This window comes from Bacillus sp. LLTC93, from assembly GCF_002993125.1.
In the GTDB taxonomy this organism is placed as follows: domain Bacteria; phylum Bacillota; class Bacilli; order Bacillales; family Bacillaceae; genus Bacillus; species Bacillus zhangzhouensis.
The window spans coordinates 886829-898402 of sequence record NZ_PVME01000001.1 but is presented as its reverse complement, the minus strand read 5'-3'; the positions used below and the strand labels follow the sequence as shown (position 1 = coordinate 898402).

The 11574-nt window shown below is 41.3% G+C and carries 9 protein-coding genes; 8 read left to right on the top strand and 1 reads right to left on the bottom strand.

Going from position 1 to position 11574, the window contains the following annotated elements; all coding sequences use genetic code 11:
- Window positions 1-50: 50 nt before the first annotated feature.
- Window positions 51-437, top strand: a complete 387-nt coding sequence (locus C6W18_RS04820; protein ID WP_034320960.1) for an FxsA family protein — start codon at window positions 51-53, stop codon at window positions 435-437.
- 24 nt (window positions 438-461) lie between these two features.
- Here the strand turns inward: C6W18_RS04820 and ytvI are convergent, their stop codons facing one another.
- Window positions 462-1580: a sporulation integral membrane protein YtvI gene (gene ytvI, locus C6W18_RS04815; RefSeq protein ID WP_105926283.1), complete on the bottom strand. Its 1119-nt coding sequence runs from the start codon at window positions 1578-1580 to the stop codon at window positions 462-464.
- A 100-nt stretch (window positions 1581-1680) separates the two neighbouring features.
- Here ytvI and C6W18_RS04810 point away from each other — a divergent pair, with 100 nt between their 5' ends.
- From C6W18_RS04810 to polA, 7 genes are all read left to right on the top strand, one after another.
- Window positions 1681-2145: a DUF441 domain-containing protein gene (locus C6W18_RS04810; RefSeq protein ID WP_034320955.1), complete on the top strand. Its 465-nt coding sequence runs from the start codon at window positions 1681-1683 to the stop codon at window positions 2143-2145.
- Between the two features lie 375 nt (window positions 2146-2520).
- The gene (gene citZ, locus C6W18_RS04805; protein ID WP_008346063.1) at window positions 2521-3639 is read left to right on the top strand and encodes a citrate synthase; all 1119 of its coding nucleotides are present in this window, start codon (window positions 2521-2523) and stop codon (window positions 3637-3639) included.
- Window positions 3640-3786: 147 nt separating this feature from the next.
- Window positions 3787-5058: an NADP-dependent isocitrate dehydrogenase gene (icd, locus tag C6W18_RS04800; RefSeq protein WP_105926281.1), complete on the top strand. Its 1272-nt coding sequence runs from the start codon at window positions 3787-3789 to the stop codon at window positions 5056-5058.
- Window positions 5059-5092: 34 nt separating this feature from the next.
- Window positions 5093-6031, top strand: a complete 939-nt coding sequence (gene mdh / locus C6W18_RS04795) for a malate dehydrogenase (protein ID WP_034320949.1) — start codon at window positions 5093-5095, stop codon at window positions 6029-6031.
- A 187-nt stretch (window positions 6032-6218) separates the two neighbouring features.
- A complete protein-coding gene (locus C6W18_RS04790; RefSeq protein WP_105926279.1) occupies window positions 6219-6947 on the top strand; it encodes a response regulator transcription factor in 729 nt (242 codons plus the stop codon).
- Window positions 6940-8682: a two-component system histidine kinase PnpS gene (gene pnpS / locus C6W18_RS04785; RefSeq protein WP_034320943.1), complete on the top strand. Its 1743-nt coding sequence runs from the start codon at window positions 6940-6942 to the stop codon at window positions 8680-8682. The genes C6W18_RS04790 and pnpS overlap by 8 nt, the downstream gene beginning before the upstream one ends.
- A gap of 255 nt (window positions 8683-8937) precedes the next feature.
- A complete protein-coding gene (gene polA / locus C6W18_RS04780) occupies window positions 8938-11574 on the top strand; it encodes a DNA polymerase I (RefSeq protein WP_105926277.1) in 2637 nt (878 codons plus the stop codon).

The following is an 11574-nucleotide window of genomic DNA, read 5'->3' as shown; positions in this document are numbered from 1 at the left end:
TAAAAAAAGTAAACAGCTTTCGATGAAAGATACCCCATGAGGTGATATGGTTGAAATATTTTCTACTATTATTGATTCTGTTCCCTGCAGTGGAAATTAGTTTGTTTTTAATCTCAAGTAAAATTATTGGCATTTTACCAACGATGCTCATCATCGTGCTCACGAGTGCACTAGGTGCTTATTTTGCGAGAAAGCAAGGAATTGAAGCATTTCAAAAAGTGCAGCGAGATTTACAATATGGCAAGATGCCAGGGTCAACCATTGTAGATGGCTTTTGCATTCTCATTGGCGGTTTGCTGCTGCTCATTCCAGGATTTTTATCGGATCTCATTGGAGCCTTGCTGCTCATTCCGATGACGAGAAAACGAATCAAACCGCTCTTTGAACGCTGGCTTAGAAACTTGTCAAACCGGAAACGCTATACCATTATTCGCTAAAGAGACCTTCAGATGAGGTCTCTTTTACTTTTGCATGCCATACCTAATGTACTGATAGATTTCCCTAAAAACACCTGCATTACGAAATGCCTGCCATACGACAAGAGAAGCAGGGCCAAGGGCAAGTCCGAGAAAACCAAACCATTTTAACCCGACAAATAGCGCCACAAGGGTTGCTAAAGGATTAAGCCCAATGGATTTACTTAAGACTTTCGGCTCTGATATTTGTCTTTGAATTAACACGACAATATACAAAATGCCCAGTCCGATGGCAAGTGAAAGATTGCCTGTCATGGCGGAGTAAATAATCCAAGGGAGAAAAACAGTTCCGCTACCGATGTAAGGGAGTAAATCAACAAGCCCAATACATAATGCGATGACAAGGGCATGATCGACCTTTAAGATGATCAGCCCAATGAGCACGATGCCGATGGTCATGGCAACAAGCAGAAGCTGAGCTTTCATAAAGCCAGTAATCGCTTTTTTGATTTCAGATAAAATGGCGCGTGTATGCTGCATCCACTTTGCGGGAAAGATACGTGAACCATATTTTTTTAAAGTAAACCAATCTTTTGTGATAAAAAAAGTCGCGAGTGCGGAAAATAAAAGCGTTGCTGCTACATCGGGCAAAAGACCTAAAAAAGCTGGAATGAGTTCGAGTGTTTTTGAAAGAAAAGTCCCGATTTTCGCGGCTGCTTCGTCGCCAAGTGCTTGAATTTGTCCCAAAATCGATTCCTTTTGTCCTGCTTGAAGCGTATTAAATTGGGCAGTCAAATCATGATATAAAGGCAAAATTTTATTTGTGAAAAACTGTTCCACAATACTGATCATTTGATCAAGGTGACCAGGCAATACCTTTGCTAAATAAGCACTTCCTGAAATGATTTCCGCTACTAAAAGCGTCATTAAGCCGGCAGCAGCCACTAAAAAGAGCAATAGAACAATAACTACGACAAACCCTCTTGGCATCCCGGTGATCTCTTCTATTTTGCAGACGGCAGGATGAATCAAACAGGACACAACAAGTGCGATCCAAAAAGGATATAAAAACGGAAAAGACTGATATAAAAAGACAACCGCAAACACGGCAATGCTGATCATCATCAAACTTCGCAGAAAAATAGCCACATAGGCGTGATTCACAAAATCCCCTCCAAAAAACAAGCATGTCCGATACTTCATTTTATTCAAAAAGATTAGTAATATGAAAAGGTCGCAATAAAAAGAAAGGAAGGGGCGGCGTATGTTTACTCAAGCAAATTTATTTTTGGTTCTTTTACTCGTTATTGCACTTATTGCGAAGAACAATTCGTTAATTTTAGCGGTTTCTGTGCTGATTGGGATTAAGCTCATTGGCCTGGATCAAAAAATTTTCCCGGTTCTGCAATCAAAAGGCATCAATTGGGGGGTTACCGTCATTACAATTGCTGTGCTTGTGCCGATCGCAACAGGTGACATTGGATTTAAGCAGCTTGGAGAAGCGGTGAAATCTTCCTATGCTTGGATTGCACTTGGAGCGGGTATATTAGTAGCACTTATTGCAAAAAACGGCATTGTACTACTCGAAAATGATCCGCATATCACGGCAGCGCTTGTGTTTGGCACGATTTTGGCCGTCAGTTTATTTAAAGGTGTGGCTGTTGGCCCGCTGATCGGTGCAGGAATTGCCTATTTGGCGATGCAAGCTGTGAAATTTTTCAGCGGATGAAAAGAGAGTGGCTCATGCCACTTTCTTTTTTATTTTTTTCTTCCGCGAGCTTTTGCAATAAAACATAATTAAATATATTAAAAGAAGCAAAATCCCTTTATTCCATGCCCTACACGGAAGGCTGGAAAAAAATTTATCAAAAAAAATTATAGTTAAACATTTAACAAATGTCTGATTATTGTTTATAATGGGAATAGGCTTAATTTTGAACTCATTGATCACACAAGAGATATGAGGCTAAAAGCGCTCTAACCGTATAGGTAAATGTAAGCATTTTCTTTTCTGAACCTGCCACCATATTCGGATTGGATAGCGCTTTCAAAAAGCGAGAATTCTGCAACGAAGGGGAATCTTTTTAAAAAGGGGAGATTGAACATGACAGCAACAAGAGGTCTAGAAGGTATTGTGGCAACAACTTCATCCGTAAGCTCAATTATTGATGATACTCTTACTTACGTAGGGTACAATATCGATGATTTAACTGAAAAAGCTACATTCGAAGAAATTGTCTACCTGTTATGGCACTTAAAGCTGCCGAATGAGCAGGAGTTGAGTGAATTAAAACAGCAGCTCAATGAAAATGCTCACATTCCGCAAGAAATCATTGAGCACTTTAAATCTTATTCGCTGGATGGGGTTCATCCAATGTCTGCGATTCGTACAGCGGTATCCTTACTAGGTTTACTCGATGACGAATCAGAGATTATGGACAAAGAAGCGAATTACAGAAAAGCCATTCGATTACAGGCGAAAATTTCTGGTCTTGTCGCTGCGTTCTCACGCATTCGAAAGGGGCTTGAGCCTGTACAGCCAAAAGAAGAATACAGCTATGCTGCGAACTTCTTGTATATGCTAAACGGCGAAGAACCATCTCCAGTAGAAATTGAGGCAATTGATAAGGCACTCATTCTACATGCGGATCATGAATTAAATGCGTCGACATTTACAGCACGTGTATGTGTTGCTACACTATCAGATATCTACTCTGGTGTAACAGCAGCCATCGGCGCGCTTAAAGGGCCGCTTCATGGAGGCGCCAATGAAGGTGTTATGAAGATGCTTTCAGAAATTGGCGAAGTCGAAAACGTAGATTCCTATATTCATGGTAAGCTAGAGAAGAAAGAAAAAATTATGGGCTTTGGCCACCGTGTATACCGCCAAGGTGACCCGCGTGCAAAGCATCTAAAAGAAATGAGCCAGCGTTTAACAAACCTCACTGGCGAGCCGAAATGGTATGAAATGTCTGTTCGCGCAGAGGAAATCGTGACATCAGAGAAAAATCTTCCACCGAATGTTGATTTTTATTCTGCATCTGTATATCACAGTCTTGGTATTGATCATGACTTGTTTACACCAATTTTCGTGATCAGCCGATTCTCTGGATGGATTGCTCACATTTTAGAGCAATATGACAACAACCGTCTTATCCGTCCAAGAGCTGACTACATTGGACCTGATCTTCAAACGTTTGTTCCGATCAGTGAAAGAGACTAATGTTTATAGAATAAGCGGAGGCTGATCCAAATAAACCAATCAGCCTCCACATCAACAAAAAACGAATCATGTGAAAAACTTCTTCGCTTGCAGACATCAAGCCAAGAAGTTTCAAATATTCACTACATAACCTGGGAGGTAATATCATTGTCACAAGGCGAAAAAATTACAGTTACTGGCGGCGTATTGAATGTACCAAATAATCCAATTATCCCGTTTATCGAAGGGGACGGAATCGGTCCTGACATTTGGAAAGCAGCATCAAGAGTTCTTGAAGCAGCTGTAGAAAAAGCATATAAAGGTGAAAAGCAAATCACTTGGAAAGAAGTATATGCAGGTGAAAAAGCTTACAATAAAACTGGAGAGTGGCTTCCTGAGCAAACGCTTGAAGACATTCGTGAATACTTAATTGCCATTAAAGGACCACTTACAACACCAATTGGTGGAGGAATCCGTTCATTAAACGTGGCACTTAGACAAGAGCTTGATTTATTCACATGCTTACGTCCAGTTCGCTGGTTCCAAGGCGTACCATCTCCTGTGAAACGTCCAGAAGACACAGACATGGTCATCTTCCGTGAGAACACTGAAGATATTTATGCAGGAATCGAGTATGCAAAAGGATCAGGCGAAGTGAAGAAGTTAATCGACTTCTTGAAAAATGAATTAGGTGTGAATAAAATCCGCTTCCCAGAAACTTCAGGTATCGGGATCAAGCCAGTTTCTGAAGAAGGAACATCTCGTCTTGTCAGAGCAGCCATCCAATATGCAATTGACCAAGGCCGTAAATCTGTGACGCTTGTTCACAAAGGAAACATCATGAAATTTACAGAAGGTGCCTTTAAAAACTGGGGCTACGAAGTGGCTGAAAAAGAGTTTGGTGACAAAGTCTTTACATGGGCACAATATGATCGTATTGTAGAAAAAGATGGAAAAGATGCGGCAAACAAAGCGCAAAGTGAAGCAGAAGCTGCTGGCAAAATCATTGTCAAAGATAGCATTGCAGATATTTTCCTTCAACAAATCCTAACTCGTCCAGCTGAGTTTGATGTTGTTGCAACAATGAACTTAAACGGAGACTACATCTCTGATGCACTTGCAGCACAAGTTGGTGGAATTGGTATCGCACCAGGTGCGAACATCAACTACGAAACAGGACACGCTATTTTTGAAGCGACTCACGGAACAGCTCCGAAATATGCTGGTCTTGATAAAGTGAATCCATCTTCTGTTCTACTATCAGGCGTGCTTTTACTTGAGCACCTTGGCTGGCAGGAAGCAGCGGATCTAGTGATTCAATCTGTTGAAAAAACAATCGAATCAAAAGTCGTCACATACGATTTTGCTAGATTAATGGATGGCGCAACAGAAGTGAAATGTTCTGAGTTTGCTGACGAGCTCATCAAAAACTTGTCTTGATTCTTAAACTTTAAAGTTAAAGGGGAAAAAGGAAATGGCAAACAAGCGTAAAAAAGTATCTGTCATCGGTGCAGGCTTTACTGGAGCAACTACAGCATTTCTAACGGCTCAAAAAGAATTAGCGGATGTCGTATTAGTCGATATTCCTCAGCTTGAGAACCCAACAAAAGGGAAAGCACTTGATATGCTGGAAGCTAGCCCTGTTCAAGGCTTCGATGCGAACATTACAGGAACTTCTAACTACGAAGATACAGCCGGTTCTGATGTCGTGGTCATTACGGCAGGAATTGCAAGAAAGCCGGGAATGAGCCGTGACGACCTCGTGTCAACAAATGAAAAAATCATGCGCAGTGTGACACGCGAAATTGTTAAATATTCTCCAGAAGCGATCATTGTTGTCTTAACAAACCCTGTTGATGCAATGACATATGCAGTTTATAAAGAATCAGGATTACCAAAAGAAAAAGTCATTGGACAATCGGGCATTCTTGATACAGCACGTTTCCGTACGTTCGTTGCTCAAGAATTAAATCTATCTGTCAAAGATGTGACGGGCTTTGTACTTGGTGGACATGGCGATGACATGGTTCCGCTTGTTCGTTACTCTTATGCAGGTGGTATTCCGCTTGAAACATTGATTCCAAAAGATCGAATTGATGCGATTGTTGAAAGAACAAGAAAAGGCGGCGGCGAAATCGTCAACCTATTAGGTAACGGTAGTGCGTATTATGCTCCTGCTGCTTCACTAGTTGAAATGGTTGAGGCGATCTTAAAAGATCAGCGCCGCGTCATGCCAACGATTGCATACCTTGAAGGTGAATATGGCTACGAAGGTATTTACCTTGGTGTTCCAACAATCGTAGGTGGAAACGGCCTTGAGCAGATCATTGAGCTTGAGCTGACAGAAGAAGAAAGAAGTCAGCTTGACCGTTCTGTTGAATCTGTTAAGAACGTCATGAAAGTATTGTCTTAATATGAATCAAAAAGAAGGCTTCTCTTAATAGGGGGCCTTCTTTTTGTTTACAAAACAAAACTTGTCGAAATTTTAAATTGTCCTCTTGTTAAGCTTTCGTTAAAATGAAAGAGAAAGCATGACTTCTCGCTTTTCACATAAGATACAAAAACCGGATGCTGGGGAAATCACTAATTGGAGGCACAACATGAATAAAAAAATATTAGTTGTGGATGATGAAGAATCGATTGTAACACTTCTAAGCTATAACCTTGAAAGGGCGGGCTATGATGTCGTCACAGCAAAAGATGGGGAAGAAGCGCTTGAGAAAGCAGCAAGTGAACAGCCTGATCTCATTGTATTAGATTTAATGCTTCCGAAGATGGACGGCATTGAAGTGTGCAAACAACTGAGAATTCAAAAAATGATGTTCCCTATTTTAATGCTGACAGCAAAGGACGATGAATTTGATAAGGTGCTCGGCCTTGAGCTTGGAGCCGATGATTACATGACAAAGCCATTTAGTCCTAGAGAAGTTGGTGCTCGAGTAAAAGCCATTTTAAGACGAGCGCAGCAATCTCAGCCTGTCCCTTCACAAGAGGAGAAGGAAGAGATCATTGCAGACCAAATCAAAATTGGTGAACTCCGCATTTTACCTGAACATTACGAAGTCTACTTCCAAGAAGAACGTCTAGAGCTCACGCCAAAGGAATTTGAACTGCTGCTTTATTTGGCCAAGCATAAAGGCCGTGTTCTCACGCGTGATCTATTGTTAAGTGCCGTTTGGAATTATGACTTTGCAGGAGACACACGTATTGTGGATGTTCATATCAGCCACTTGAGAGACAAAATTGAAAAGAATACGAAAAAACCAACATATATTAAAACCATTCGCGGCTTAGGCTACAAATTGGAGGAGCCAAAGCCAAATGAGTAAAATTAGGACCCGCCTGTTTTCGGGGCTCATCTTTCTCCTTTTTATTGTGTTTGTTGCACTTGGCCTTTTCCTGGATCACATGTTTCATGTTTTCTATGAAACAAAATTAACGGAACGAATGGAAAAGGAATCAAGCTTTCTCCTTTCTTCAATGAATGGTGAGGATCTGAAGGCGAAGCAAAACAAGGAGATTCTCAAACAGGCAAAGCAGCATCTTGATATGAATGCGTCGATTGTGGACCTGAAGGGGAATATCATACATACAACGGGTCAAGCAGAACAAAGAGCCATCATCCAAAACACGCTGAAAAATGAACGCCTCCAAACAAAAGGAGCGGTCATTGATGATGAGAAGGATGCGCTATTTCATTATGCAGTCCCTATCATGAAACAAAACGAACCAGCGGGATATTTATTTCTCCATGCTTCATACCAGCCTTTAAATGAAATTGACGGCCAGCTGTGGCTTGCATTAGCCTTTTGTCTTGGCTCGGCTATCATTATCATCGTCTTCTTTGGCTACCGCATGTCGATGAAGTATGTGAAGCCGATTGATTATGCGACAAAGGTAGCCAAACAGCTTGAACGCGGGAACTATGATACCCATAACTATGAAGAGCTGATCATAGAAACAAGTGAGCTCAATACATCGATGAAGCGTCTGGCAGAAAGCCTTCAAGAAATGACAAGCGCTGGTGAAATGCAGCGAGATCGCCTGCAAACGGTCATTGAAAACATCGGAGCGGGCATTATTTTGATTGATAAAATGGGTTATATCAACCTGGTCAATCGAACTTTCCGCAAGCAATTTAAGGTGCAAAAACATATTTACATGCACAAGCTGTACCATGAAGCCTTCACACATGAAGAGATTATTGAGCTAATTGACGAAATTTTTATGACAGAAACCAAGGTGCGGAAGTTTTTACGTCTAGCCGTTGAGATCGAACGACGTTACTTCCAAGTCGATGGCGTCCCAATCTTAAGTACAGATGATGAATGGAAAGGGATTGTCCTTGTGTTCCATGATGTGACAGAAACAAAGCAGCTAGAACAGATGCGAAAAGATTTTGTCGCCAACGTCTCCCATGAATTAAAGACACCGATTACGTCGATTAAAGGGTTTTCCGAAACCCTTCTTGATGGAGCGATTGATGACAAAGAAGCGCTGACGGAATTCCTTTCGATCATCCTAAAAGAAAGTATCCGTTTAGAAACACTCATTCAAGACTTACTTGATCTGTCTAAAATTGAACAACAACAGTTTAAGCTGAACATACAAGAAGCCAATGCGACAGAAATCATTCAGGAGATTGAAGTGCTATTAAAACAAAAGGCCGCAGAGAAAGGCATTCAATTACTAGTGCGTGTCCCGAAAGAACCGGTCTATGTCATGGCTGACCCGCTGAGATTAAAGCAAATCTTTCTCAATCTCGTGAACAATGCGCTCACCTATACACCGGAGGGAGGAAGTGTCACAATTTCGGCAAGACCGCGGAAAGGCAGTTATGAATTTGATGTAGCAGATACAGGAATCGGCATGAAAAAAAGGGAGATTCCAAGAATATTTGAGAGATTTTATCGAATTGATAGAGATAGGAGTAGAAATTCAGGCGGTACAGGGCTTGGGCTTGCCATTGTCAAACACCTTGTCGAAGCGCATGAAGGGACGATTTCCGTCCACAGCAAACAAGGCAAAGGGACGACTTTTACGGTGAGTCTGAAATCGAAATAGAGAAAAAGGAAAGTCGCGTTAAAATTTACATGATCTTTACAATGAATTCATGTTTTGTTAATCAATCATTGGTAGGATGAATAGGAACCCCTTCATCCAAGGAGCCAATTTTGGAAGGACGAAAACACTTGTTGTTTTCGTCCCTTTTTTTATGCAGGCTCGTCTATTTTCTTTTCAAAATAAACTTTGATAAAATGAACATACAATGTGTGAAAGAGACGGCTGAGATGGCTCAGTCGATGGAGGATTAAAAATATGACAGACAAAAAGAAATTAGTACTAGTGGATGGAAACAGTCTCGCTTATCGAGCCTTTTTTGCTTTGCCGCTATTATCCAATGATAAAGGCGTACATACAAATGCCATTTATGGCTTTGCGATGATCCTAATGAAGATGCTGGAGGACGAGAAGCCAACCCATATGCTCGTCGCTTTTGATGCGGGAAAAACAACGTTCCGCCACGAGACATTTAAAGAATATAAAGGTGGAAGACAAAAAACGCCGCCAGAGCTATCAGAACAAATGCCGTTCATTCGTGAACTATTAGATGCCTATCACGTGAAAAGGTACGAGCTTCCTCAATATGAGGCAGATGATATTATCGGTACACTAGCTGTGGAGGCAGAAAAAGACGGCTTTGAAGTCAAAATCTTCTCAGGAGATAAAGATTTAACGCAGCTTTCAACTGATCATACGACGGTGGCTATTACGAAAAAAGGCATCACAGAAGTAGAATACTACACTCCGGCTCATATTGAAGAAAAATATGGCCTGCGCCCAGATCAAATCATCGATATGAAAGGGCTAATGGGAGATTCCTCAGATAATATCCCAGGGGTGCCTGGTGTGGGTGAAAAAACAGCAATTAAATTGTTAAAGCAGTTTGAAACGGTTGAAAACTTGCTTGAACATATTGACGAGGTCAGTGGCAAAAAGCTAAAAGAAAAGCTTGAAGAATATAAAGAACAAGCGGTGATGAGTAAAAAGCTGGCGACAATTCATATAGAAGCACCACTTGATGTGTCGAGCAAAGATCTCGCTTATGAAGGACCTCATATGGATCAAGTGATTTCCCTTTATAAAGAGCTAGGCTTTCAAACGCTGCTAGAGCGTCTAGGAGAAGCACCAGAAACAGAACAGGTCGAAGTAGAAGCGTTAGAAGTGAAAAAGATGACAGATGTAACAGATGATATGCTGACAGATCATGCTGCGCTTGTGGTAGAACAGCTAGGTGATAATTATCACGAAGCGGAATTGATCGGTTTTGCAATCCATAATGAAAACGGTGCGTTTTTTATCACAAAAGAAAATGCACTTGCATCAGAAGCGTTTAAACAATGGGCACAGGATGAAACGAAGAAAAAATGGGTCTTTGATTCAAAAAGAGCAGTTGTCGCCCTCAGATGGCATGATGTCGATCTAAAAGGTGTCGATTACGATGTCTTGCTCGCTTCATATGTCGTCAACCCGCAGAAATCATACGAGGACGTAGCAAGTGTAGCAAAGGAGTATGGTCTGAATATTGCCCTTTCTGATGAAAAAGTGTACGGAAAAGGAGCAAAGCAGGCAATTCCACCTGAAGATGAGCTAAAAGATCATCTTGGACGGAAAGCAGCGGCGATCTCTGCCTTGCATGATCTAACACTTGAAGCGTTAGAAAAAAATGATCAGCATGAACTGTATGAAGATTTAGAGCTGCCGCTTGCGCTCATCTTGGGTGAAATGGAATCTCTTGGGGTAAAGGTGGATATTGAGCGCCTAGAGAAGATGCGTGAAGAATTGACGAAAAAGCTCAATGAATATGAAGAAACCATTCACCGCTTAGCGGGAGAAACGTTTAACATCAATTCTCCTAAACAGCTTGGTGTGATTTTATTTGAAAAATTAGGTCTGCCAATTATGAAGAAGACCAAAACAGGCTACTCCACGTCTGCGGATGTTCTTGAAAAACTTGAAGACAAGCACGAAATTATTCGGTCGATTCTGCATTACCGCCAAATTGGAAAGCTGCAATCTACCTATGTCGAAGGCTTAATGAAAGTAACGCGCAAGGATACCCATAAAGTTCATACAAGATTTAATCAGGCGCTCACGCAAACAGGAAGGCTAAGCTCAACGGATCCAAACCTTCAAAATATCCCGATTCGTTTAGAGGAAGGCCGGAAGATTCGTCAAGCGTTCGTTCCATCAAAAGAAGGGTGGCTCATGTTTGCAGCTGACTATTCTCAAATCGAGCTGCGTGTGCTTGCTCATATTTCTCAAGATGAGAACTTGATCGAAGCCTTTACGCAAGATATGGATATTCATACAAAAACAGCAATGGATGTGTTCCATGTATCAAAAGAAGAAGTAACTTCCTCTATGAGAAGACAGGCCAAGGCTGTGAACTTCGGAATCGTTTACGGAATTAGTGACTATGGACTTTCTCAAAACCTTGGGATTACAAGAAAAGAAGCAGCGGCATTTATTGAACGCTATTTAACAAGCTTTAAAGGCGTGAAAACATATATGGAAGAGATCGTGCAGGAAGCAAAACAAAAAGGCTACGTCACGACACTTCTTAAACGCAGACGATATATCCCGGATATCACAAGCCGTAATTTTAATATCAAAAGCTTTGCAGAAAGAACGGCGATGAACACACCGATTCAAGGCAGTGCCGCAGATATTATTAAAAAAGCAATGATTGATATGGCGCGAAAGCTAAAAGAAGAGAACTTGCAGGCAAATCTTTTATTGCAGGTACACGATGAACTGATCTTCGAAGCGCCGAAAGAAGAAATCGCCATACTAGAAAAAATTGTCCCTGAAGTCATGGAAAACGCACTTCAGCTTGATGTGCCGCTAAAAGTTGATTTTGCTTCAGGCCCATCTTGGTACGATGCAAAATAA

What these genes read in the sequence shown, in the direction of transcription:
- mdh (WP_034320949.1), top strand. Translation starts at nt 5,093, where the DNA reads ATGGCAAACAAGCGTAAAAAAGTATCTGTCATCGGTGCAGGCTTTACT.
- pnpS (WP_034320943.1), top strand. Translation starts at nt 6,940, where the DNA reads ATGAGTAAAATTAGGACCCGCCTGTTTTCGGGGCTCATCTTTCTCCTT.
- citZ (WP_008346063.1), top strand. Translation starts at nt 2,521, where the DNA reads ATGACAGCAACAAGAGGTCTAGAAGGTATTGTGGCAACAACTTCATCC.
- polA (WP_105926277.1), top strand. Translation starts at nt 8,938, where the DNA reads ATGACAGACAAAAAGAAATTAGTACTAGTGGATGGAAACAGTCTCGCT.
- C6W18_RS04790 (WP_105926279.1), top strand. Translation starts at nt 6,219, where the DNA reads ATGAATAAAAAAATATTAGTTGTGGATGATGAAGAATCGATTGTAACA.
- C6W18_RS04810 (WP_034320955.1), top strand. Translation starts at nt 1,681, where the DNA reads ATGTTTACTCAAGCAAATTTATTTTTGGTTCTTTTACTCGTTATTGCA.